We start from the raw sequence: 24176 nt of genomic DNA on the forward strand, positions 1-24176 counted from the left end.
ACAGGTACAGCGCCGCCCTCTGGCCTGTGATCATCCTGTGGGAGCCGGCTTGCCGGCGATGGGGCCCGCAGCGCAACACAAGAAAAGGCACCCACCGCGGTGCCTTTTCTACATCTGCAGAAACGCTTTACAGGCTGCCAATTCATCAGGTTAGAATCAATTGGCACGCGACCTGCTAGTTCATCAAGCTATCGAGTCTTCTTCCTCGCGTTTCCCGGAGTACCTGCCTTTGGATGCAAGCACCATCAACAGCCTGTTCTTGATCGGCGCATTGCTGGTGGGCGCAAGTATTCTGGTCAGTTCACTGTCGTCGCGCCTGGGCATCCCGATCCTGGTCATCATCCTGGCCGTCGGCATGGTCGCCGGCGTGGACGGTGGCGGCATCATCTTCAACAACTACCCGACCGCCTATCTGGTGGGCAACCTGGCACTGGCAGTGATCCTGCTGGACGGCGGCCTGCGCACGCGGGTGGCCAGCTTCCGCGTGGCCTTGTGGCCGGCCCTTTCGCTGGCCACGGTAGGGGTGATGATCACCACCGCCCTCACCGGCCTGGTCGCCGCCTGGTTGTTCAACCTCAGCCTGATCCAGGGCCTGCTGATCGGCGCGATCGTTGGCTCCACCGACGCCGCGGCGGTGTTCTCGCTGCTCGGCGGCAAAGGCCTGAACGAGAGGGTGACCGCCACGCTGGAAATCGAATCGGGCAGCAACGACCCGATGGCTGTATTCCTCACGGTCACGTTGATCGACATGATCGCCAGCGGCCAGACCGGCCTGCACTGGAGCCTGCTGACCCACCTGCTGCGCGAATTCGGCATCGGTGGCCTGCTCGGCCTGGGCGGAGGCTGGCTGATGCTGCAGCTGGTCAACCGGATCAACCTGGCCGGCGGCCTGTACCCGATCCTGGTGGTCGCCGGTGGCCTGGTAGTGTTCTCGCTGACCAACGCCCTGCATGGCAGCGGCTTCCTCGCCGTTTACCTGTGCGGCCTGGTGCTGGGCAACAAACCGATCCGCAGCCGCCACGGCATCCTGCACATGCTCGACGGCATGGCCTGGCTGGCACAGATCGGCATGTTCCTGGTGCTGGGGCTGCTGGTCACCCCGCACGACTTGCTGCCCATCGCCCTGCCGGCGCTGGGCCTGGCGCTGTGGATGATCCTGATTGCCCGACCGTTGTCGGTGGTAGCCGCCCTGCTGCCGTTCAAGGCCTTCCACGGCCGCGAAAAAGGCTTCATTTCCTGGGTAGGGCTGCGCGGTGCGGTACCGATCATTCTGGCGGTGTTCCCACTGATGGCCGGGCTGCCGGACGCGCAGCTGTTCTTCAACCTTGCGTTCTTCATCGTGCTGGTTTCGCTGCTGGTGCAGGGCACCAGCCTGCCCTGGATGGCCAAGCTGCTGAAGGTCACGGTACCGCCGGACCCTGCGCCGATTTCGCGCTCTGCCCTTGAGGTCCACATCACCAGCGAGTGGGAGCTGTTCGTCTACCGCCTGGGTGCGGAAAAGTGGTGCATCGGCGCCGCCCTGCGCGAGCTGAAGATGCCCGAGGGCACCCGTATCGCTGCGTTGTTCCGTGGCGAGCAGTTGCTGCACCCCTCGGGCAGTACCGTGCTTGAGGTGGGCGACATGCTTTGCGTAATCGGCCACGAACACAACCTGCCGGCACTGGGCAAGCTGTTCAGCCAGGCGCCGCAGCGCGGCTTGGACCTGCGCTTCTTCGGCGACTTCGTGCTCGAAGGCGATGCTGAACTGGGTGCTGTGGCTGCGCTTTACGGCCTGAAACTCGACGGCCTGGACGCAAAAATGCCGCTGGCGCAGTTCATCCGACAGAAGGTCGGAGGCGCTCCAGTAGTAGGCGACCAGGTCGAATGGCACGGCACGATCTGGACCGTGGCGACCATGGACGGGAACAAGATCCAGAAAGTGGGCGTCAGATTCCCCGAAGGAACGCGACCCGGACCAGGATTGTTCCTCTAAACTCCGTTACCGCCTGATCCACAAGTAGTCTGCCTATGTCCCTGCGCGTGTACCTTCGCACAGCCCTGTTCGGGCTGTGTCTGTCCCTTTCGTTCGCGGCTACCGCCGCCGAAGCACCTACCGCTGCCAGCATCCAGCACAGCCTCGACAAGATCGCCGAACGCAAGCTGCCCGAAGCCGATCAGAAGGCCTTGCAACAGGTACTCGAACAGACGCTGAGCCTGCTCGCCAACAAGGAAGACAACGAGAAGAAGCTGGCTGCGCTCAAGCAGCAGCTGGCCGGCGCGCCGAAAGAGACCAGCGACAGCCAAAAGGAGCTGGCCAAGCTCAAGGACAGCAAACCGCAACCGGTCGCCCAGCGCTACGCCAGCCTCAACGTGCCGCAGCTGGAGCAGATGCTCAGCGAGCGCAACACCCAGCAGGGCGAGCTGCAAAAGGCGCTGTCGGATGCCAACAGTCTGATCATCAATTCGCAGACACGCCCCGAACGCGCCCAGGCTGAAATCAGCAACAACCAGACGCGCAGCCAGCAGATCAACAACATCCTCAAAAGCGGCAAGGACGGCGGCAAATCGATCAACGCCGACCAGCGCAACCAGCTTGCTGCCGAACTGGCCTCAATCAACGCGGTGACCCTGCTACGCCGCCAGGAACTGGCCGGCAACGGCCTGCTGCAAGACCTCGGCAATGCCCGCCATGACCTGCTGGTCGAACGCGCCGCCCGCCTGGAACAGGAAATCCAGGACCTGCAGACGCTGATCAACGAAAAGCGCCTGGCGCAATCGCAGCAGACGGTCACCCAGCAATCGATCGAAGCCCAGAAAGCCGGCGGCAGCAGCCTGCTGGCCAGTGAAAGCGCGGCCAACCTGAAGCTGTCCGACTACCTGCTCAAGAGCACCGACCGCCTCAACGAACTGACCCAGCAGAACCTGCGCACCAAACAGCAGCTCGACAGCCTGACCCAGGCCGACCAGGCGCTGGACGAGCAAATCAGCGTGCTCAAGGGCAGCCTGCTGCTGTCGAAGATCCTCTACAAACAAAAGCAGGCGCTGCCGCACCTGAAGCTCGACCGCGACCTGGCTGACCAGATTGCCGATATCCGCCTGTACCAGTTCGAGATCAACCAGCAGCGCGAGCAGATGAGCAGCCCGGTGACCTATGTCGACAAGCTGCTGGCCAGCCAGCCGCAGGAAGACGTCACCCCCGCCCTGCGCAAAGCCCTATTGGAAGTGGCGATTACCCGCAGCGACCTGCTCGAACGCCTGAACCGTGAACTGTCGGCGCTGCTCAACGAATCGATCACCCTGCAGCTCAACCAGAAGCAGCTGCTCGGCACCGCGCAAGGCCTGCGCACCACTCTCGACGAGCAGATGTTCTGGATCCCCAGCAACAAGCCGCTGGACTGGGACTGGTTGAAATATGTCCCGGAACGCTTTGCCAAACAGGTAGCCGACCTGCCCTGGGGCTCGGGCCTCAAGGAGTTGGGCGACGGCCTGAGCCAGCGCCCCTTGCTGTTCCTGCCTTTGCTGCTGGTGATCGGTGCCCTGCTGTGGCGCCGCAAATACCTGTACCAGCGGCTGAGCAAGGTGCACCAGGACATCGGTCATTTCCGCCGTGACAGCCAGTGGCACACGCCGCAGGCCATCCTGATCAACATTCTTTTGGCGATGCCGGTGAGCCTTGGCCTGGCGCTGTGCAGCTACGCCCTGCAGATCGACGCCCGCGGGCAGAACGCCAACCTGGGCGCTGCACTGTGGCAGCTGGCACAGGCCTGGCTGGTGTTCTACACCGCCTATCGCATCCTTGCCCCCGGCGGCGTGGCGGAAATCCACTTCCGCTGGCACAAGCCGCAGGTCGAGTTCCTGCGGGGCTGGGTACGCCGGCTCGGCACCGTGGTTCTGGCCCTGGTCGGCGTAGTGGCGGTGGCTGAACATCAGCCTTCGGCGCTGGCCGAGGACGTGCTGGGCATCGGCGTGGTGCTCACCTGCTATGCCCTGATGGCCTGGTTGCTCAGCCGCCTGCTGGCCAGCAGCCCGGCGCACCGCGACACCTCATTATTCCGCAGGGCCGTCGGGGTCGCCTTCACCGCCTTGCCGATCGCCTTGTTCGTGGCGGTGTGCTTCGGCTACTACTACACCGCGCTCAAGCTCACCGACCGCCTCATCTATACCCTGTACCTGCTGATGTTCTGGCTGGTGATCGAGGCCGCGTTCGTGCGTGGGCTGTCGGTGGCCGCACGGCGCCTGGCCTACCAGCGTGCCCTGAGCAAACGTGCGGCAGCCAAGGAAGGGCTGGATGGCGAAGTCATCACCGAAGAGCCAACGCTGGACATCGAACAGGTCAACCAGCAGTCGTTGCGCCTGATCCGCCTGGCCTTGCTCGGCGGCTTCATTGCTGGCCTGTACTGGGTATGGTCGGACCTGATCTCGGTGTTCTCCTACCTCAACAACTTCACCCTCTACGAGTACACCAGCGGCACCGGCAGCGCCGCCAGCATGGTGCCGATCAGCCTCGGCGACCTGCTCGGCGCGCTGGTGATCGTCGGCATTACCTTTGCCCTGGCTGGCAACTTGCCTGGCTTGCTGGAAGTGCTGGTGCTGTCACGCCTGAACCTGGCCCAGGGCAGCGCCTACGCCACCACCACGCTGCTGTCGTACACCATCGTCGGCATCGGTATCGTCAGCACCCTGTCGACCTTGGGGGTGAGCTGGGACAAGCTGCAGTGGCTGGTGGCAGCGCTGTCGGTGGGCCTGGGCTTCGGCATGCAGGAGATCTTCGCCAACTTCATCTCCGGCATCATGATCCTGTTCGAGCGCCCGGTGCGCATCGGCGACACCATCACCATCGGCAACCTGTCCGGTACGGTCAGCAAGATCCGCATCCGCGCCACCACCATCACCGACTTCGACCGCAAGGACATCATCGTCCCCAACAAGACCTTCATCACCGGCCAGTTGATCAACTGGTCGCTGACCGACACGGTCACCCGGGTGACACTGAAGCTGGGTATCGACTACGGCTCCGACCTGGACCTGGTGCGCGACCTGCTGCTCAAGGGCGCACACGAAAACCCAAGGGTGCTCAAGGACCCGGAGCCGATCGTGTACTTCCTCAACTTCGGCGAAAGCTCGCTGGACCACGAACTGCGCATGCACGTACGCGACCTGGGCGACCGCAACCCGACCCTCGACGAAATCAACCGCTACATCAACCGCGAGTTCAAGGCCCACGACATCAAGATCTCGGTGCGCCAGGTCGAGGTGTTCCTGATGGACACCAAAGGTGGCAAGCAGCAGCTGATACCTGTGGAACAGCCAAAACCCGATGGCACTGCACAGGCCTGAGTGGGCTCGAATGCTTTATTCTGTGCTGAACCCCAGGAGCAGCCCGTGAAAGCCCTCGACCAACTCACCTTCGACAACCGCTTCGCCCGCCTGGGCGATGCGTTCTCCACCCAGGTCCTGCCCGAACCCATCGCAGAGCCGCGCCTGGTGGTGGCAAGCGAGTCGGCCATGGCCTTGCTCGACCTCGACCCAACCCAGGCCGATTCGGCCCTGTTCGCTGAAGTGTTCAGCGGCCAGAAACTCTGGGAAGAGGCCGACCCGCGCGCGATGGTTTATTCCGGCCACCAGTTCGGCTCATACAACCCACGCCTGGGCGATGGCCGCGGCTTGCTGCTGGCCGAGGTGCTCAACGAGGCAGGCGAGCACTGGGACCTGCACCTCAAGGGCGCCGGCCAGACGCCGTACTCACGCATGGGTGACGGCCGCGCCGTACTGCGCTCGTCGATTCGTGAGTTCCTTGCCTCCGAAGCCCTACATGCCCTGGGCATCCCCAGCAGCCGGGCGTTGTGCGTGATCGGCTCCAGCACCCCGGTATGGCGCGAAACCCAAGAGCGTGCCGCCATGCTCACCCGCGTTGCGCAGAGCCACGTGCGCTTTGGCCATTTCGAATACTTCTACTACACCAAGCAGCCAGAACAGCAGCGTGTGCTGATCGACCATGTGCTGGAACAACACTACCCCGAGTGCCGCGCGGCCGAGCAGCCATACCTGGCCATGTTCCGAACCATCGTCGAGCGCAACGCCGAGCTGATCGCGCGCTGGCAGGCCTACGGGTTCTGCCACGGGGTGATGAACACCGACAACATGTCTATCCTGGGCATCACCTTCGATTTCGGCCCTTACGCTTTCCTCGACGACTTCGACGCCAATTTCATCTGCAACCACTCCGATGATCGCGGCCGCTACAGCTACGCCAACCAGGTACCGATCGCCCACTGGAACCTGAGCGCCCTGGCCCAGGCCTTGACCACGGTGATCGAGGTCGAGTCACTGAAGGAAGCGCTGGGGCTGTTCCTGCCGCTGTACCAGGCGCATTACCTGGACTTGATGCGCCGGCGACTGGGCCTTACCACCGCCGAGGACGACGACATGGCGCTGGTCGAGCGCCTGCTGCAGCGTATGCAGAGCGGTGGTGTGGACTACAACCTGTTCTTCCGTAAGCTAGGCGAGCAGCCGGCCACCGAAGCGCTGAAGGTGGTACGCGAGGACTTCATCGACCTGGCCGGCTTCGATGCCTGGGGCGCGGAATACCTGGCGCGCTGCGAGCGCGAAACCGACAACGCAGAAGGCCGCCGTGAGCGGATGCATGCCGTGAACCCGCTGTATGTGCTGCGCAACTACCTGGCGCAAAAGGCCATCGAAGCGGCTGAAGCGGGGGATTACAGCGAAGTGCGGCGGCTGCATCAGGTGCTGAGCAAGCCATTCGAGGAACAAGCCGGCATGCAGGGCTACGCCGAGCGACCGCCGGAATGGGGCAAGCATCTGGAAATCAGCTGTTCTTCGTGATGGCTTGGAGGTGCATGTCTTGAGTTGTTCTGTGCCCGTGAGATCGAGCGCCGCCCGCGCGGCGCATCGCGGCTAAAGCCGCTCCTACATTTGTTGCAATGTGCCGTTCCAGTCAGGGCATGGTTGTTCGCCTTGGTGCATGACTGAAGACAGGTGAGGCGACATCAGCGCCAGCCGAAAAATCGCGTGGTGCTGACAAGGCTAACGACTATGGCCTCTCAGGCCATGGCACGTTGCAACAAATGTAGGAGCGGCTTTAGCCGCGATGCGCCGCGCGGGCGGCGCTCGATCTCATAGGCACTGAAGCCCCCAAGCCAGGCCCCTCAGCCATTCTCCTCAAGCAGCGAGTGCAACTCGACAAACTGCTGGGTCAGCTTGTGCCGTGGCTCCAGGTGGATCAGCGGCAAGCTGGCGTGGTGCGACTCGCGCATCTTCACCGAGCTGTTGAGGTACACCGGTAACACCGGCAAACCTTCAGCCAGCAGCTCGTCGAGCATCTGCTGCGGCAGGCTGGCGCGGGACTGGAACTGGTTGACCACGATGCCTTCGACCATCAGGTCTTCGTTGTGGTCGTCCTTCAACTCCTCGATTTCAGCCAGCAGGCCATAAAGCGCCTGGCGCGAAAAGCTGTCGCAGTCAAAGGGAATGAGCACGCGATCCGCTGCAATCAATGCAGAAACCGCATAGAAATTAAGCGCAGGCGGCGTATCGATGTAGATGCGTTCATAGTCCTCGTCCAACTCGTCGAGCAACTTACGCAGCTTGTTGATCTTGTGCTTGGCCTCGAGCTTGGGCTGCAAATCGGCCAGCTCTGGCGTTGCAGTCACCACATGCAGGTTGTCGAACGGGGTTTCGTAGATATCGACCTTGTTCTTCTTGCTGAACGGCCCGCTGGACAGGCTTTGCTTGAAGAAATCTGCGATGCCCATGGGGATGTCATCGCCGGTCAGGCCGGTCAGGTACTGGGTCGAGTTGGCCTGGGCATCCAGGTCGATCAACAGGGTCCGATAACCTTCGCTGGCGCTCACCGCCGCCAGGTTGCAAGCGATGCTCGACTTGCCTACACCGCCTTTCTGATTGAACACCACGCGCCGCATGAGAGACCTCCGTGTATCAACGAATGCCCGAGTATGTGGCGGCGCAACGGCATTGGCCAGCAACTCTTGGCGCAACACAAGCAAACGGCGACCAGTAACCGCCCCGCACCGTCCATCGGAAATCACCTACAGCAGATACCGACATTGACGCATTCAGGCATAGCCATTGTCTGATGGCAATCATGTAACCTGTGTTTGCTACACACCCCCGGCACCGGGATAATCGCGCGCCATTCGGCAAATGCGCCAACCCGGTTTCGCGTTGCTCCCTGCGCAGGAAACCCATAGGGCGGGAAGTCAGAAAACATTGTGATCACCTTCGATATTAGCCAATGGCGCGCCTGGGCCCCAGGCCTGCAGACCCCTGCCGACTGGCAGGCCTGGGCGCAAGGCTTACAGACGCCTGCCGACTGGCAGGCCTGGGCGCAAGGCAGCCTGCGCCCTCAGGGCGACGGCCCGGCGCCGGACGTGTCGTTCCTGCCGGCCCTGCAGCGTCGTCGCCTCAGCCACCTGGCACGCATGGCCTTCGCCGTGGGCTGGCCGCTGGCCGAAGGGCGGGGAGCATTGCCGCTGGTATTCGTCTCGCACCATGGTGAAACCCCGCGCACCTTTTCCATGCTCTGCGACCTGGCCGAGCAGCAGCCGCTGTCGCCTACCCAGTTCAGCCTTTCGGTTCACAACGCTGTGCCAGGCCTGTGGTCGATCCTGCGCGGCGAGACCAGCGAGATGACCGCCCTGGCCGCTGCCGGCGACGGCTTCGAGCAAGGTGTGCTCGAGGCTGCCGCGCTGTTGGCCGAAGGCGCGCCGGCGGCACTGCTGATTGTCACCGAGGAACTGCCGGCCGAGGCTTACCGGCCATGGATCGATGATGTGCCGTTCACCTACGCGGTGGGCCTGTTACTGACCCCTGGCACGCAGTGGCGCCTGGCAGCGCAGCCCTCCTCGTCTGCCCAACCGGCCGAACTGCCCCATGCCTTGAGCTGGCTGCACGCCACGCTCACAGGGCGGGATACCTTCACTCACTTGTGGAAGCGCCGCGCATGGAACTGGCAACGACAGCCGTGAGCAGATTCCGCGATGCCTATTACTGGCGCTTGCTGGCCACCGCAGTGAGCTTTTGCGTGTTCGGCCTGGGCAGCCTGTGCCTCGGGCTGCTGGTGTTCCCCCTGCTGGCCTGCCTGCCCGGCGGCGCGGTGCGCCATCGCCAGCGTGCCCGCCATACCATCAGTTGGCTGTTCTGGCGCTTCATTCGCCTGATGCGCGGCCTTGGCGTACTCACGTATCGAATCGACGGCGCCGACCGCCTGGGCCGCCCCGGCCAGCTGATCATCGCCAACCACCCTTCGCTGATCGACGTGGTGTTCCTCATCGGCCTGGTGCGCCACGCCAACTGCGTGGTCAAGCACAGCCTGTTCGGCAACCCCTTTACCCGCGGCCCGATCCGCGAAGCCCAGTACATTGGCAATGACGGCAGCATGGACATGCTCGACAATGCCGTAGCCTCGCTGCGCCAGGGCCAGCCGCTGATCATTTTCCCTGAGGGCACGCGCACACCGCCCGGCCAGGCGCCGGCCTTTCATCGCGGCGCTGCGGCAATTGCCCTGCGCGGTGCGAAAATCATCACGCCGGTAACGATCACGGTCAGCCCCACCACACTGACCAAGAACGAACCCTGGTACCGCATCCCCAGACGCCGCGTGCATTTCACGTTGAACGTCGGCGCCGATATCGACCCCCAGGCGTTCGCCGCGCAGGGGCCAGCGCCGCAAGCGTCGCGCAAACTCAACGACTACCTGCACCAGTACTACATCAAGGAGCTCGCCACCGATGAGCGTGCCACTACAAGACCTCAACCGTGACCTCAAACAATTGATCATCGACGCCCTGGGCCTCGAAGACATCAGCGTGCAGGACATCGACGACCAGCAACCGCTGTTCGGCGAAGGCCTGGGCCTGGACTCGGTCGACGCTTTGGAGCTGGGCCTGGCCCTGCAGAAACGCTACGGCATCAAGATCGATGCCGACGCCAAGGACACCCGTAACCACTTCACCAACGTCGCCACCCTGGCCGCATTCGTCACCGCCCGCCAGGCCGCCTGAGACCGCACCATGCAAACCCGCGAAGACATCTACCACATCCTCAGCGACGCCCTGGTCGAACTGTTCGAACTCGACCCCACCTCCATCAGCCTGCAATCCAACCTGTACCAGGACCTGGAAATCGACAGCATCGACGCCATCGACCTGCTCGACCACATCAAGCGCCAGACCGGCAAGAAAATCGCCGCCGAGGACTTCAAGTCTGTGCGCACCGTCAATGACGTGGTCGAAGCCGTGTTCCGCCTGGTCAACCCGGCGGCATGAAGCGCCTGGTCGGCCTCGGCCTGCTGCTGGCCGGTGTGCTATATCCGTTTGCCGTCTACTTCGGCATGGCCCACTTCGCCCCGTGGCAGTTCGGCCTGCTGCTCGGCGCGCTATGGCTGGCCCGTGTGCTGAGCAGCCGCCGCCCGGGCAGCCAATGGATGGCCGTCGCGGCGCTGAGCTTCTGCGCGTTGCTGGGGCTGTTCGACAGCCCGCAGCTGTTGCGCTGGTACCCGGTGCTGGTCAACAGCTTCCTGCTGGCCCTGTTCGGCAGCAGCCTGCTACGCGGCATGCCGATGGCCGAACGGCTGGCACGCCTGCGTGAACCGCGGTTGCCGCCCCGGGCGGTGCGCTACACCCGGCGCGTCACCCAGGTGTGGTGCGGTTTCTTTCTGGTCAACGGCCTGATCGCCGCCGGCCTGACCCTGTGGGCGCCACTGAGCTGGTGGACCCTGTATAACGGCCTGATTGCGTATGCCGCCATGGGCCTGCTGTTCGCCGTCGAATGGCGAATCCGACAACGTGTGCGAGCGCGCCCATGACCTGGATCAACCTCGAACAGCTGCTGCAGCCCTCGGCGGCGCCGCGCCTGATCACTCAAGCGCCGGAGCTTGCACATGCCGAACTGTGCGAGCAGGCCCTGCGCCTGGCGGGCGGCCTGCAGCAGCGCGGCGTAAAGCGCATTGCGGTACACCTGGAAGACGCTGCGCACCTGGCGATTGCACTGCTCGGCGCCTGGCGCGCGGGCATCGAGGTGTTGTTGCCGGCAGACCTGCAGCCAGGCACCCGCGCACGCTGGAGCGCTCAGGTCGACCTGTGGCTCAGTGATAGGCCAGGCGACACGACGATTGCCGAGCTGCAGGCCACGCCACTGGCCCCCGCCGACCTGGACCTGGAGCACTGTCGCATCAGCCTGTGCACTTCAGGCTCCAGCGGCGAGCCCAAGCGGATCGACAAGCAACTGCGCCAACTGGCCAACGAGGTGCTGGCGCTGGAGCGCTTGTGGGGCGAGGCGCTGGGCCAGGCCTGGATCATCGGCAGTGTTGCCACGCAGCACATCTACGGGCTGCTGTTCCGCGTGCTCTGGCCGTTGTGTGCCGGGCGCGGTTTCGAGCGGCGCCAACTGCCCTTCCCCGAAGACCTGCAACGCGCCAGCCGAGCGCACCCGGCCTTCGCCTGGGTAGCCAGCCCGGCGCTGCTCAAGCGCGTGGGCGAAAACCTCGACTGGCCGGCCTTGAGCAGGGTGCGAAAAGTGTTCTCCTCGGGCGGCGAACTGCCTGGCGAAGCGGCGCAACAGCTTTTTCAGCGCCTGGGCCAATGGCCCACGGAGATCCTTGGCAGCTCCGAGACCGGCGGTATCGCCTGGCGCCAGGGCGAAGCACTGTGGCGGCCGTTTGCCGATGTGCAGCTGAGCCAGGATGAACAAGGCGCTCTGTGCATCGCCTCACCGTATTTGCCGCCTGGGTATGTCGAATGCAGCGCCGATGCTGCCGAAATCACCCCCGACGGGCGCTTCACCTTGCTCGGCCGCCTCGACCGCATCGTCAAACTGGAAGAAAAACGCATCTCCCTGCCCCTGCTCGAACAACTGCTGTGCGACCACACCTGGGTCAGCGAAGCGCGTCTGGGCGTGGTCGAGCAAGGCCGGGCTTACCTCGGTGCCCTGCTGGTGCTGTCGCCTGCCGGCTTGCACGCCTTGCGCAATCAGGGCCGGCGCGCCCTGATCGCTGGCTTGCGCGAGCACCTGCATGGCCACTGCGACCCCACCGCCCTGCCACGGCGCTGGCGCCTGCTGCGCCAGCTACCACTCAACGCCCAGGGCAAGCTGCCCCAGGCTGAGGTGCAAGCGCTGTTGCTGGCCGCTCGCAGCATGGCACCTGATGTGCTGGGTCAAAGCGTGGAGGGCGACGAACTGCAGCTGCGCTTGGCTGTGCCGCCAGACCTCGCCTGTTTCCCCGGCCACTTCCCGCAGACCCCAGTGCTGCCTGGCGTGGTGCAGATCGACTGGGCAATTGCCTTGGCCAATGAGCGGCTCGCCCCCGCTCATCGTTTCGCCGGCATGGAAGTGCTCAAGTTCCAACACGTGGTGCGCCCGGGCGATGAATTGGTGCTGACGCTGCGCTTCGACGCTGAACGCGGCAAGCTGTACTTCAATTACCACTGCGCCGGGCAGGTCTGCTCCAGCGGCCGTATCTTGCTGGAGGCTGATGGTGCATAAGCCTTGCGCGGTGATCCCGGTGTACGACCACGAGCAGGCCATACCCGCCGTAGTCGCCGACCTGTTGCGTGCCGGCCTGCCCTGCGTGCTGGTCGACGATGCCAGCCATGCGCCGTGCGCGCACGTATTGCAGCAGCTGGCCGAACAGGAGCAGGTTCACCTGGTCACCCTCAAAACCAATCAGGGCAAGGGCGGCGCCGTCATGGCCGGGCTGCGTGAGGCGGCGCGGCTGGGGTTCAGCCATGCCTTGCAGGTGGACGCCGATGGCCAGCACGATCTGGCCGACGTCAGCCTGTTCCTGGCCCAGTCGCAGGCTTATCCACAAGCGCTGGTGTGCGGTTATCCACAATACGATGCCAGCGTGCCGAAAGGCCGCCTGTATGCCCGCTACCTCACCCATGTGTGGGTCTGGATCAACAGCCTGTCGTTGCAGATCCCCGATTCGATGTGCGGCTTTAGGGTCTACCCGTTGCCCGCCACCCTGGCGCTGATCGACAGCGTCGCATTGGGCAGGCGCATGGACTTCGACCCCGAGATCCTGGTGCGCCTGGCGTGGCGCGAACAGCCCATGCGCTGGCTGCCGACACGGGTGCACTACCCGCAGGATGGCCGCTCGCATTTCCGCCTGGTCCACGACAACGCCCTGATCTCGAAAATGCACGCCAAGCTGTTCTTCGGCATGCTGGTACGCGCCCCGCGAATCCTCTGGCGCAGGTGGTGCCGATGAGCGAGCGACACTGGGCCGATCAAAAGGAACGCGGCAGCTTCTGGCTGATGAAGCTGACCGCTGCACTGCTGCGCCTGCTCGGCCGCCGTGCGCTGAGCCCGCTGATCCACCTGATCGTCGCCTACTTTTTCCTGTTTGGCCGCCGCGCCCGGCGCAGCGCCTGGCAGTACCAGCAGCGCCTGCACCAGTGGAGCGGCGGGCAGAGCGCGCGCCCCAGCCACTGGCAGGTGTTTCGTCAGTTCATGGCCTTTGCCGATGCCCTGCTGGACAAGCTCGATGTGTGGCACGGCAAACTGCGCCTGGCCGACATCGACATCGACGACCCGGGCCAGCTGCGGCAGCAGCTGCGCGGTGGACGGGGGCAAATGCTGGTGGGCGCACATCTGGGCAACCTCGAGGTGTGCCGCGCGCTGGCCGAACTCGGCGAGCAAGTGCCGATGAATGTGCTGGTGCATACCCGCCACGCCGAGCGCTTCAACCGCCTGCTGGGTGAAGCCGGAGCGAGCAATGTACGGCTGATCCAGGTCAGCGAGCTGGACCCGGCGATCATGCTGCAACTGGCCGAACGCCTGGAGCGTGGCGAGTGGCTGGCGATCGCCGGCGATCGCGTGCCGTTGCATGGCGCGCGCACGGTCGAGGTGGACTTCCTCGGCCACCCGGCCGCCTTCCCGCAGGGCCCCTGGCTGCTGGCGGGCATGCTCGAATGCCCGCTCAACCTGTTGTTCTGCCTCAAGCACCAGGGCCGCTACCGCATCACCCTCGAACCCTTTGCCGAACGCCTGCAGTGGCGCCGCAGCCAACGCGATCAAGTGGTCGCCGAGTGGGCCGGGCGCTATGCCGAGCGTCTGGGCCATTACTGTGCCCAAGCGCCTTTGCAGTGGTTCAATTTCTACCCCTTCTGGAAGACCGATGACGATGCATCCGCATGAGCCTGTAACGTTCGGCGAGTCGCCGCTGGCAATCGAAGATGTCCTGGCCCTGGCCGAACGCCGTGCCACGGTGTGCCTGCAGGATGACGCCGCCTACCGCGAGCGCATCGCCCGTGGTGCGCGCTTTCTCGACACCTTGCTCGACAAGGAAGGGGTGATCTACGGCGTGACCACCGGCTATGGCGACTCGTGCGTGGTGGCCGTGCCGCTGGAGCACGTCGAGGCCCTGCCACGGCACCTGTATACCTTCCATGGCTGCGGCCTGGGCAAGCTGCTCGAAGCCCCCGCCACCCGCGCCGTGCTGGCTGCCCGCCTGCGCTCGCTGAGCCACGGCATGTCGGGCGTGCGCCTGGAGTTACTGGAGCGGCTGCGCGACTTTCTGGCCCACGACATCCTGCCGCTGATCCCCGAAGAGGGCTCGGTGGGGGCCAGTGGCGACCTGACGCCGCTGTCCTATGTTGCCGCAACCCTGTCCGGCGAGCGCGAAGTGATGTACCAAGGCCAGCGCCGCAGCAGTGCCGATGTGCACCGCGAACTGGGCTGGCAGCCGCTGGTGCTGCGGCCCAAGGAAGCCTTGGCGCTGATGAACGGCACCGCAGTGATGACCGGCCTGGCCTGCCTGGCCTTTGCCCGCGCCGACTATCTGCTGCAACTGGCCACGCGCATCACCGCGCTGAACGTCATCGGCCTGCAGGGCAACCCGGAGCACTTCGACGAACGCCTGTTCGCCGCCAAACCGCACCCCGGGCAAACCCAGGTCGCTGCCTGGCTGCGCCAGGACCTCGCCATCGACGCCCCGCTGCCGCCGCTGCACCGCCTGCAGGACCGCTACTCGCTGCGCTGCGCGCCACATGTGCTGGGCGTGCTGGCCGACAGCCTGGGCTGGCTGCGCGGCTTCATCGAAACCGAACTCAACAGCGCCAACGACAACCCGATCATCGACGGCGACGCCGAGCGGGTGCTGCATGGCGGGCACTTCTACGGCGGCCATATCGCCTTCGCCATGGACAGCCTCAAGACCCTGGTGGCCAACGTCGCCGACCTGCTCGACCGGCAACTCGCGCTGCTGGTCGACACCCGCTACAACCATGGCTTGCCGAGCAACCTGTCCGGTGCCGCCCCAGGCCGGGCGATGCTCAACCATGGCTTCAAGGCCGTGCAGATCGGCGCCAGCGCCTGGACAGCCGAGGCCCTCAAACAGACCATGCCGGCCAGCGTGTTCTCGCGCTCCACCGAGTGCCACAACCAGGACAAGGTGAGCATGGGTACCATCGCCGCGCGCGATGCCCTGCGCGTGCTGGAGTTGACCGAGCAGGTAGCCGCCGCCAGCCTGCTGGCCGCCAACCAGGGCGTCTGGCTGCGCACCCGGCAAGGCCAGGCACACGCCCTGCCGCCCGCGCTGGCAAAGATGCACGAAGCCTTGCTTGAAGACTTTGCCCCGGTCATCGAAGACCGCGCCCTGGAAAGCGACCTGCGCCTGTGCCTGCAGCGCATCGGCGAACGCCATTGGAGGCTGCATGCGTAACCCCGGCGTGTTCCATGTCGACAGCGAAATCGTCGTGCCCTTTTTCGATGTCGACAGCATGCACATCGTCTGGCACGGGCATTACGTTAAATACCTGGAAGTCGCCCGCTGCGCGCTGCTCGACCGCCTGGCGCACAACTACTTGCAGATGCAGGCCAGCGGTTACGCCTGGCCGGTGATCGACCTGCAGCTGCGTTATATCCGGGGCGCCAGCTTCGGCCAGCGCCTGAGCGTGCGCGCCAGCCTGGTGGAATGGGAGAACCGCCTGAAGATCCACTACCTGATAAGCGACGCCGACACCGGCGAACGCATGACCCGCGCCAGCACCGTGCAGGTGGCCGTGCATATCGAAAGCGGCGAGATGCAGCTGGCCTCGCCGCAGGTGATGCTCGATGCCGTGCGCAAGGTGCTTACATGAACGCTTACCGAAGTCATCGCCGGATCACCGCCTTCAAGAGCACCCCAGTACCTGTGGGAGCCGGCTTGCCGGCGATGGCCTGCAGCGCAGGCCCGCTTTTCTGTGCACTGCTGTTAATGCTCATAAGCCCCTTGACCTTCGCCTTCGGCCTCGAAGACCTGCAAAAGCAGCTCAGCAAACCCGCCGTGGTCAGCGGCCCGTTCATCCAGGAAAAACACCTGCGCGCCCTGCCCCAGCCGCTGCTGAGCAAGGGCCGCTTCGTGCTCGCCCGCGACCATGGCCTGCTGTGGCTGCTGCAAACACCGCTGCGCCAGGATTACCGCATCGATGCCAACGGCATCGCCCGGCGTGACCCCAATGGCTGGCAAAACCTGCCAAGCCGCAGCGCCGGGGCCGAGCAGAACCGCTTGTTCTTCGCCGTGCTGCAAGGCGACAGCAGTGGCCTGCAACGGGACTTCGAGCTGGCCCTGACGGGTACCGCGCAGCAGTGGCAACTGCACCTGACGCCGCGTTCGCTGCTGCTCAAGCAGGTCTTCACACGCATCGATATCAGCGGCGGGCAGTTTGTCGAACGCATCGAACTGAGCGAGACCCAGGGCGACAGCACCGTGCTGCGCATGCCCGAAAGCCGCAGCGCCGCTGCGCTGAGCGATGCGGAGCGCAGTGACTTTGCCGACTGAACGCCTGTTGCCGCGCCTCTTCGCGGGGCTGCTACTGGTCATGCTCGCCATCGCCGGCTGGCAGTGGCACCGCGCTGCGCCCTTGTCGGCCGACCTGATGACGCTGGTCCCCGGCGCCACCGAGGACCCGCTGCTCAAGCGTGCCGAACAGCGCATGCAGGAGCCGCTCAACCGCGAGCTGCTGGTACTGGTAGGCCACGCCGACCGCCAGCAGGCGCTGGCCCTGGCGCAGACACTGGCGGGGCAATGGCAGGCCAGCGGGCTGTTCGAGAAAGTCCAGTGGAGCCTGCAGACCGACCTGCAGGCCGTGCGCGAGCAGCTGCTGCAAGGCCGGCTGGCGATGCTTGCGGCCGCTGATCGGCAGCAGCTGATCGAACAACCCGACGCCTTTGTCGAACAGCGCGTGCGAAGCCTGTTCGACCCCTTCGCCGGCTTCAGCCTGGTGCCCAGCCAGGAAGACTGGCTGGGGCTGACAGGGCGTATCCAGAGCAGCCAACCCAAGCCTGCCAACGTGGCGCTGGACACTGCCAGCGGTGCGCTGATTGCCGAGGCTGAGGGCCAGCATTGGGTACTGCTGCGCGCACGCACCCTGGGCAATGCCTTCGACCTCCACTTGCCGTTGCAGGTCGCCGACCTGCTCGCCACCGCCCGCGCGCAGGCCGGCCAGGCCGGTGCACACCTGCTGGCCGCCAGTGGCCTGCTGCATGCGGCAGCCGGCCAGCAGCAGGCCAGCCGTGAAATCACCTGGGTCGGCGGGGGGGCGACGCTGGGCATCGTGCTGCTGTTGCTGCTGGCCTTGCGCCGCTGGCAGGCGCTGCTGGCATTCGTGCCGGTGCTGGTGGGCATGCTGTTCGGTTCGGTAGTGTGCGTGGCGCTGTTCGGCCAGATGCATGTGATGACGCTGGTCCTGGGCTCGAGCCTGATTGGTGTGGCGGTGGATTACCCGCTGCACTACCTGTCCAAGAGCTGGAGCCTGAAGCCATGGCGCAGCTGGCAGGCCGTACGCCTGACCCTGCCAGGCATGAGCCTGAGCCTGGCGACCAGCTGCATCGGCTACCTGGCCCTGGCGTTCACACCGTTCCCGGCACTGACGCAGATTGCCACCTTCTCGGCCGCAGGCCTGGCGGGCGCCTACCTGAGCGCAGTGTGCCTGCTACCGGCGCTGCTCGCCGGCGTACAACTGCACCCGCCACACTGGCCACTGCAAGTTGCCGAAACACTCACCCGCTGGCGCGAACGGCTGCTGCGCAGAGTGCCCAGTGGTGTGCTGCTGGGGCTGCTGATGGTGTTCTGTGCTGCCGGCTTGTTGCGCCTGGGCAGCCATAACGACATCCGCCAATGGGTCGCCAGCCCCCCGCAGTTGTTGGAAGAAGCGCAGGCCGTTGCGCGCATTACCGGTTACCAGCCCACCAGCCAGTTCTACCTGGTGCGTGGCGCCGATGAGCAACAGTTGCTCGAACGCCTTAGCCTGCTGTCGGCCAAGCTCGATGAGCTGGTCGAACTGGGCAAGCTGAAGGGCTACATGAGCCTCGGCCAGCTGGCCGCCAGCCCGGCACAACAGGCCCAGGCACGCCAGGCCTTGGCGGTGCTGCCACAGCATTGGCAGCCGTTACTGGACCTGGGCGTGCCACAAGCGGCGTTGCTGGCCGAACTGCAGCACTTGCAGCAATTGCCAACGCAGCGCATCGAACAGCTGCTGGCGGGGCCTTTGGGTGAGGCGTGGCGGCCCTTGTGGTTGGGTGAAGACGGCGCTGGCGTGGCGGCCATCGTCAGCTTGCAGGGCCTGGGCGATACGGCGTTGCTGCGCTTGCAGGTCGAAGATCTCGCAGGCGTGCAACTGGTGGACCGCCTGGGCGAGCTGAACCAACTGTTTGCCGCCACCCAGGTGAGTGCCGCCGAGCTCAAGCTGTTGTCCTGCGTGCTGATCCTGGTGCTGCTGGTGTTGCCGTTCGGCCTGCGCGGCGCACTGCGTATTGTCGCCCTGCCGCTGCTGGCGGCGCTGTGCAGTCTGGCGTGCCTGGGCTGGCTGGGCCAACCCTTGACCCTGTTCAGCCTGTTCGGCCTGCTATTGGTGACGGCCATCAGCGTCGACTACGCCATCCTGATGCACGAACATATCGGTGGGCCTGCCGTGAGCCTGCTCGGCACGCTGCTGGCAGCACTCACCACCTGGCTTTCATTTGGCCTGCTGGCGCTGTCTGCCACGCCAGCCGTCAGCAACTTCGGCCTGGCGGTAAGCCTGGGCCTGGCGTTCAGCTTCCTGCTGGCGCCCTGGGCCGCTCAACGCCAAGGGGCGCATGCCACACAGGAGCGCACATGAAATACCTGATCTCCCTTGCCCTGTGCCTGCTGCTCGGTGCCTGCGCCGCTCATCCACCCCTGCCCACACAGGCGCCGTCGCTCGAACTGCCACAGCAGTTGCATGTGCTGCGTGAGCAGGCCGGGCAGCGCCAGGACTGGCTACTGGTGATACAGCGCGAAGACCATCGCCTGCGCTGGTCGCTGCTCGACCTGCTGGGCATTCCCCAGGCACGCCAGTTGCTCGACGGGCAGCAGTGGCAGGCCGACGGCCTGTTACCCCCCAACCCAGCCGCACGGGAGCTGTTCGCCGCCGTGCTGTTCGCCCTGACGCCCGCCGCGCAGTTGCAGCAGCTCTACCCCGGTGCGCGCCAGCAGGCCCAGCGCCGCTGGCTGGGGGAGCGCTGGCAGGTCAATTACCGGGCCTCGCACGGGTTCGACTTGAACCTCGACCAGGGCCTGAGTTATCAAGTCGACCCCATGCCCAGCGAGCACACGCCATGACCGCCTACCTCAATGACCTGGGCCTGGTCTGTGCGCTTGGTCGCGGCCAGGCCGAAATCACCGCCCGCCTGTTGGCCGGCGATTGCTCAGGCATGCAAGCCGATGCCAGTTGGGTTCCCGGGCGCTGCCCACCGGTCGGTGCGGTGCGCGGTGCACTGCCCGCACTGCCACTGGCCGACCATCACAGCCGCAACAACCAGCTGCTGTATGCCGCAGCTTTGCAGATTGAGCCGGCCATCCGGGCAGCCATCGCACGTCATGGCCCACACCGCATCGCCGTGGTCCTCGGCACCAGCACCTCGGGCATCGACGAGGCCAGCGCAGATATCGCCCATTACCTGCAGGCCGGCCAGTTTCCCGCGCACTACCGCTACGACCAGCAGGCGCTGAGCGCACCTGCCGAGTTTCTCGCCGACTGGCTGCAGCTGAGCGGGCCGGCGTATGTCATTTCCACCGCCTGCACGTCCAGTGGCCGGGCCATGATGAGCGCGCGCCGGCTGCTACAACTGGGGGTGTGCGATGCCGTGCTGTGCGGTGGCGTGGACACCCTGTGCGGCCTGACGCTCAATGGTTTCAGCGCCCTGGAAGCGGTCAGCGAGAAACGTTGCAACCCCGTCTCGGCCAACCGCGACGGGATCAATATCGGTGAAGCGGCAGCCCTGTTCCTGATGACCCGCGAAGGCCATGCAAACGGCCCGCCCGTGGCCTTGCTGGGCGCCGGCGCCAGCTCCGATGCGCACCACATTTCGGCACCGGACCCCACCGGTAACGGCGCCTTGCAAGCCATGGCCAAAGCCCTCGACAATGCAGGCCTCACACCTGCGCAGATCGGCTACCTGAACCTGCACGGCACCGCCACGGCGCACAACGACGCCATGGAAAGCCACGCTGTGCACCGCCTGTTCGGTGCGGGCTTGCCATGCTCGTCGAGCAAACCCATGACCGGCCATACCCTGGGGGCTGCGGGCGCACTGGAAGCGGCATTCTGCTGGTTGATACTCAGTGGGCATAACCCGCTTGGCCTGCTGCCGCCGCATGTGTGGGACGGCCAGGCCGACCCGCTGCTGCCGGCACTCGCCCTGGTGACTGCGCAGCATCGTCTGGCCACTGAGCGGCCGCGCCGGTTGATGAGCAACTCGTTCGCCTTCGGCGGCAACAATGTCAGCCTGATTCTCGGAGATGCACCATGATCCCCTGGCCACTGGCCGAGCTGTTGCCCCACGCCGGCGAGATGATCCTGATTGATCAGGTAGATAGCTGCGACGACGAGCAGATCCACACGCGTACCGTGGTGCGCCAGGGCGGCCTGTTCAACCGCGCCGACGGCAGCCTGCCGGCCTGGTTCGGTATCGAACTGATGGCGCAAAGCGTGGCGGCCTTTGCCGGTTGCCGCGCGCGCCGCAACGGCCAGCCGGTCGCACTGGGCTTTTTGCTCGGCACGCGCAAATACCAATGCGATGTGGAACACTTTCCGCTCGGTGCCGAGCTGCACGTGCACGCCATCCGCTCGCTGGAAGACGACAACGGCATGGGTGTGTTCGAATGCCACCTGCGCGGCCCAGGCGTCCACGCCAGCGCCCGGCTGAATGTCTATACCCCGCCGCAACCTGCCCGTTATCTGGCAGAAGCCGGCCCTGAGGATCCAACCCATGACTGACACCATTCTGGTCACAGGCTCCAGCCGAGGCATCGGCCGGGCCATTGCCTTGCGCCTGGCACAAGCCGGCTACGACCTGGTGCTGCATTGCCGCAGCGGCCGCGCCGAAGCCGATGCCGTCGCTGCGCAAATCGGCGAACTGGGCCAGCAGGCACGGGTACTGCAGTTCGATGTCGCCGACCGCGCAGCGTGCAAGGCCATCCTGGAGCAGGATGTGGAAAGCCACGGGGCTTACTACGGCGTGGTGTGCAACGCAGGCCTGACCCGTGACGGCGCGTTCCCTGGGCTGAGCGAAGACGACTGGGACCTGGTGATGCGCACCAACCTCGATGGTTTTTTCAACGTGCTGCAGCCGCTGACCATGCCGATGATCCGCCGCCGCGCCCCCGGCCGCATCGTCTGTATCACTTCAGTGTCCGGCTTGATTGGCAACCGTGGCCAGGTCAACTACAGCGCCTCCAAGGCGGGGCTGATCGGCGCGGCCAAGGCACTGGCGATCGAGCTGGGCAAGCGCAGGATCACCGTCAACTGCGTGGCACCCGGGCTGATCGACACCGCCATGCTCGACGAGCACGTCCCCGTGGACGAATTACTGAAGATGATCCCTGCCGGGCGCATGGGCACCCCTGAAGAAGTGGCCGGCGCAGTGAACTTCCTGATGTCTCCAGAGGCGGCCTACATCACCCGCCAGGTGCTGGCGGTCAATGGGGGGTTGTGCTGATGCGCCGCGTCGTGGTCACCGGCATGGCCGGCATTACTGCCCTGGGCAACGACTGGGCCACCATCGCCGGGCACTTTGCCGCGCAGCGCAGCGGCATCCGCCGCATGCATGAGTGGGACCGCTTTGCCGAGCTCAATACTCGCCTGGCCGGCCCGATCGACAGCTTTGAAGTGCCAAACCACTGGACCCGCAAGCAGCTGCGCAGCATGGGCCGCGTCTCGCGCCTGGCCGTGGCCGCCGCCGAACGGGCCCTGGCCGACGCCGGCCTGCTGGACGACCCGAGTATCCGCGACGGGCGCATGGGCGTGGCCTGTGGCTCGTCCACCGGCAGCACCGACGAGATCAAGACCTTTGGCAACATGCTGATGAACTCGGTGGCCGATGGCCTGAACGCCAACTCCTATGTGCGCATGATGCCGCACACCACGGCGGCCAACATCAGCATCTTCTTTGGCCTTACCGGGCGCCTGATACCTACGTCCAGCGCCTGCACCAGCGGCAGCCAAGGCGTGGGCTACGCCTACGAGGCGATCAAGTACGGCCGCCTGCCGCTGATGCTTGCCGGTGGGGCCGAAGAGCTATGCCCCACCGAGGCGATGGTGTTCGATGCGCTGTACGCCACCAGCCTGAAAAACGACACGCCGCAATTGACCCCGCGGCCTTACGACGCCTGCCGGGATGGGCTGGTGATCGGTGAAGGTGGCGGCATGCTGGTGCTGGAAGAACTTGAGCACGCCCTAGCCCGGGGGGCGAAGATCCATGCCGAAGTGGTCGGTTTCGGCAGCAATGCCGACGGCCAGCACATCACCCGGCCTGAGCAGGTCACCATGGGCCGGGCTATGCAACTGGCACTGGACGATGCCGGGCTGGCCGCCGAGGCCATCGGCTACGTCAACGGCCACGGCACCGCCACCGAGCAGGGCGACATTGCCGAAACCCAGGCCACCAGCAGCCTGTTCGGCCCACGCATGCCAATCAGCTCGCAAAAGAGCTTCCTCGGCCATACCCTGGGGGCCTGCGGGGCGCTGGAGTCGTGGTTCAGCATCGAAATGCTGAACAGCGACCGCTACGTGCACACCCTCAACCTCGATCAGGTCGACCCTTTGTGCGGCGAACTGGACTACCTGATGGGTGATTTCCGCGTGATGAGCAATGAGTATGTGATGAACAACAACTTCGCCTTTGGCGGGGTGAACACCTCGCTGATTTTCCGTCGCTGGGCGTGAGTCAGCTGCTCATCAACCCGGTAAGCAGCTCGGCGAAGGCTTTGGCCATCGCGGATGCGCCGCGCTCACGTTGCACCAGCCACACCGCCGACATTGCGCCCTCATCCAGCAAGGTGCGGTACACCACACCCTCAATGCGCATGCGCTGGAACGAGGCGGGCAACACCGAAACCCCCAAACCCGCCGATACCAGCCCGATGATGGTCATCGCCTCGCCTGCCTCCTGAGCAAAATGCGGGCTGAAACCCGCCTGCCGGGCCAGGCTCAACAGCTGCGCATGCAGCCCGCTGCCATAACTGCGCGGGAAGAACACGAACGGTTCATGGGCCAGCGCCGCCATGTGCACCCCGTGCTCGGTCCCCTCGGCCAACGGATGCGAAGCATTGATTACCGCTACCAACGGCTCGCGGAACAGTTCGGTGGCCACCAGGCCATCGGGCAGCGGCATGGGCCGCATCAGCCCGACCTCGATGGACTCGTCGAACACGCCTTCGGCCACGTCGCGGCTGCTCATCTCCTTGAGGTTCAGGTGCACGGCCGGGAAGCGCTGGCGAAACGCATGGATAGCCTTGGGGATTTTCGAGGTAAACGGTGCCGACGAGGTAAAGCCGATCTTCATCTCGCCCAGCTCGCCCAATTGCGCCCGGCGCGCCACATCGGCGGCTTTCTCCACCTGCGCCAGCACTTGGCGCGCCTCCTCCAGAAACAGCCGGCCGGCCTCACTCAGCTCGACCCGACGGTTGGTACGCTCGAACAGGCGTGCCCCCAGCTCCTGCTCCAAGGCCTGGATCTGTTGGCTCAGGGGTGGCTGGGAAATGCCCAGCTGCTGGGCCGCGCGGCCAAAATGCAGCTCTTCGGCAACCGCGATGAAATACCGCAGGTGGCGCAGTTCCATGTCTGCCTCCGGAACAAGTCGTAAAACGTCTTAAATAGGTCGAACAATATATTGGATGTAATCATTAGCCAGCTATATGCTTTTTTCATTGCGCAAGA

The 24176-nt window shown here is 65.0% G+C and carries 22 protein-coding genes; 20 read left to right on the plus strand and 2 right to left on the minus strand.

Features of this window, described 5'->3' with window-relative positions; translation table 11 throughout:
• Nucleotides 1–229 precede the first annotated feature (229 nt).
• From ACFY68_RS01480 to selO, 3 genes are read left to right on the plus strand one after another with little or no spacing between them, the layout of a single operon-like run.
• The gene (locus tag ACFY68_RS01480) at nucleotides 230–1972 is read left to right on the plus strand and encodes a potassium/proton antiporter (RefSeq protein ID WP_346614124.1); all 1743 of its coding nucleotides are present in this window, start codon (nucleotides 230–232) and stop codon (nucleotides 1970–1972) included.
• Nucleotides 1973–2007: 35 nt separating this feature from the next.
• On the plus strand, nucleotides 2008–5316 hold the full coding sequence (mscK, locus tag ACFY68_RS01485) for a mechanosensitive channel MscK (protein ID WP_387522751.1): 3309 nt from the start codon (nucleotides 2008–2010) through the stop codon (nucleotides 5314–5316).
• A gap of 45 nt (nucleotides 5317–5361) precedes the next feature.
• Nucleotides 5362–6822 carry a protein adenylyltransferase SelO gene (gene selO, locus ACFY68_RS01490; protein ID WP_387522753.1) on the plus strand — a complete coding sequence of 487 codons (1461 nt, stop codon included), beginning with the start codon at nucleotides 5362–5364 and terminating at the stop codon, nucleotides 6820–6822.
• Between the two features lie 323 nt (nucleotides 6823–7145).
• Here selO and ACFY68_RS01495 read toward each other — a convergent pair whose 3' ends face one another.
• Nucleotides 7146–7919 (minus strand): ParA family protein, encoded by a 774-nt coding sequence (locus ACFY68_RS01495; RefSeq protein WP_346614127.1) that lies wholly within the window; start codon nucleotides 7917–7919, stop codon nucleotides 7146–7148.
• Between the two features lie 309 nt (nucleotides 7920–8228).
• On the opposite strand from ACFY68_RS01495, the gene ACFY68_RS01500 reads away from it, so the two are divergent.
• The 17 genes from ACFY68_RS01500 to ACFY68_RS01580 all read left to right on the plus strand — a co-directional run bounded on the left by ACFY68_RS01500 (nucleotide 8229) and on the right by ACFY68_RS01580 (nucleotide 23183).
• Nucleotides 8229–8984: a beta-ketoacyl synthase chain length factor gene (locus ACFY68_RS01500; RefSeq protein WP_387522755.1), complete on the plus strand. Its 756-nt coding sequence runs from the start codon at nucleotides 8229–8231 to the stop codon at nucleotides 8982–8984.
• Entirely contained in the window at nucleotides 8960–9778 is an 819-nt protein-coding gene (locus tag ACFY68_RS01505) for a lysophospholipid acyltransferase family protein (RefSeq protein ID WP_387522756.1), read from the plus strand. Before ACFY68_RS01500 ends, ACFY68_RS01505 begins: the two co-directional genes overlap by 25 nt.
• Nucleotides 9747–10019: a phosphopantetheine-binding protein gene (locus ACFY68_RS01510; RefSeq protein WP_346614130.1), complete on the plus strand. Its 273-nt coding sequence runs from the start codon at nucleotides 9747–9749 to the stop codon at nucleotides 10017–10019. The genes ACFY68_RS01505 and ACFY68_RS01510 overlap by 32 nt, the downstream gene beginning before the upstream one ends.
• A gap of 9 nt (nucleotides 10020–10028) precedes the next feature.
• The gene (locus ACFY68_RS01515; RefSeq protein WP_387522759.1) at nucleotides 10029–10283 is read left to right on the plus strand and encodes an acyl carrier protein; all 255 of its coding nucleotides are present in this window, start codon (nucleotides 10029–10031) and stop codon (nucleotides 10281–10283) included.
• The gene (locus tag ACFY68_RS01520; RefSeq protein ID WP_387522761.1) at nucleotides 10280–10822 is read left to right on the plus strand and encodes a hypothetical protein; all 543 of its coding nucleotides are present in this window, start codon (nucleotides 10280–10282) and stop codon (nucleotides 10820–10822) included. Before ACFY68_RS01515 ends, ACFY68_RS01520 begins: the two co-directional genes overlap by 4 nt.
• Nucleotides 10819–12498, plus strand: a complete 1680-nt coding sequence (locus ACFY68_RS01525) for an AMP-binding protein (RefSeq protein WP_387522763.1) — start codon at nucleotides 10819–10821, stop codon at nucleotides 12496–12498. Before ACFY68_RS01520 ends, ACFY68_RS01525 begins: the two co-directional genes overlap by 4 nt.
• Nucleotides 12491–13225 carry a glycosyltransferase family 2 protein gene (locus ACFY68_RS01530; RefSeq protein ID WP_387522765.1) on the plus strand — a complete coding sequence of 245 codons (735 nt, stop codon included), beginning with the start codon at nucleotides 12491–12493 and terminating at the stop codon, nucleotides 13223–13225. Before ACFY68_RS01525 ends, ACFY68_RS01530 begins: the two co-directional genes overlap by 8 nt.
• Complete coding sequence (locus ACFY68_RS01535) at nucleotides 13222–14154, plus strand: glycosyl transferase (protein WP_387522767.1); 933 nt, start codon at nucleotides 13222–13224, stop codon at nucleotides 14152–14154. Before ACFY68_RS01530 ends, ACFY68_RS01535 begins: the two co-directional genes overlap by 4 nt.
• Nucleotides 14135–15679 carry a histidine ammonia-lyase gene (gene hutH / locus ACFY68_RS01540; protein WP_387522768.1) on the plus strand — a complete coding sequence of 515 codons (1545 nt, stop codon included), beginning with the start codon at nucleotides 14135–14137 and terminating at the stop codon, nucleotides 15677–15679. The genes ACFY68_RS01535 and hutH overlap by 20 nt, the downstream gene beginning before the upstream one ends.
• The gene (locus ACFY68_RS01545) at nucleotides 15672–16097 is read left to right on the plus strand and encodes an acyl-CoA thioesterase (RefSeq protein ID WP_387522770.1); all 426 of its coding nucleotides are present in this window, start codon (nucleotides 15672–15674) and stop codon (nucleotides 16095–16097) included. Before hutH ends, ACFY68_RS01545 begins: the two co-directional genes overlap by 8 nt.
• 74 nt (nucleotides 16098–16171) lie before the next feature.
• Nucleotides 16172–16777, plus strand: coding sequence for an outer membrane lipoprotein carrier protein LolA (locus ACFY68_RS01550; RefSeq protein WP_387523029.1), 606 nt, complete (start codon nucleotides 16172–16174; stop codon nucleotides 16775–16777).
• Nucleotides 16749–19097, plus strand: a complete 2349-nt coding sequence (locus tag ACFY68_RS01555; RefSeq protein WP_387522772.1) for an MMPL family transporter — start codon at nucleotides 16749–16751, stop codon at nucleotides 19095–19097. Before ACFY68_RS01550 ends, ACFY68_RS01555 begins: the two co-directional genes overlap by 29 nt.
• Nucleotides 19094–19579 (plus strand): hypothetical protein, encoded by a 486-nt coding sequence (locus ACFY68_RS01560; RefSeq protein WP_387522774.1) that lies wholly within the window; start codon nucleotides 19094–19096, stop codon nucleotides 19577–19579. The genes ACFY68_RS01555 and ACFY68_RS01560 overlap by 4 nt, the downstream gene beginning before the upstream one ends.
• Entirely contained in the window at nucleotides 19576–20769 is a 1194-nt protein-coding gene (locus tag ACFY68_RS01565) for a beta-ketoacyl-[acyl-carrier-protein] synthase family protein (RefSeq protein WP_387522776.1), read from the plus strand. Before ACFY68_RS01560 ends, ACFY68_RS01565 begins: the two co-directional genes overlap by 4 nt.
• A complete protein-coding gene (locus tag ACFY68_RS01570; protein ID WP_387522778.1) occupies nucleotides 20766–21236 on the plus strand; it encodes a hotdog family protein in 471 nt (156 codons plus the stop codon). The genes ACFY68_RS01565 and ACFY68_RS01570 overlap by 4 nt, the downstream gene beginning before the upstream one ends.
• Nucleotides 21229–21957 carry a 3-oxoacyl-ACP reductase FabG gene (gene fabG, locus ACFY68_RS01575; RefSeq protein WP_346614142.1) on the plus strand — a complete coding sequence of 243 codons (729 nt, stop codon included), beginning with the start codon at nucleotides 21229–21231 and terminating at the stop codon, nucleotides 21955–21957. Before ACFY68_RS01570 ends, fabG begins: the two co-directional genes overlap by 8 nt.
• Complete coding sequence (locus ACFY68_RS01580; protein ID WP_387522780.1) at nucleotides 21957–23183, plus strand: beta-ketoacyl-ACP synthase; 1227 nt, start codon at nucleotides 21957–21959, stop codon at nucleotides 23181–23183. The genes fabG and ACFY68_RS01580 overlap by 1 nt, the downstream gene beginning before the upstream one ends.
• A gap of 1 nt (nucleotide 23184) precedes the next feature.
• Here ACFY68_RS01580 and ACFY68_RS01585 read toward each other — a convergent pair whose 3' ends face one another.
• On the minus strand, nucleotides 23185–24078 hold the full coding sequence (locus tag ACFY68_RS01585) for a LysR substrate-binding domain-containing protein (RefSeq protein ID WP_387522781.1): 894 nt from the start codon (nucleotides 24076–24078) through the stop codon (nucleotides 23185–23187).
• Between the last annotated feature and the right edge of the window lie 98 nt (nucleotides 24079–24176).

Source organism: Pseudomonas sp. NPDC012596 (assembly GCF_042902325.1).
Classification (GTDB): domain Bacteria; phylum Pseudomonadota; class Gammaproteobacteria; order Pseudomonadales; family Pseudomonadaceae; genus Aquipseudomonas.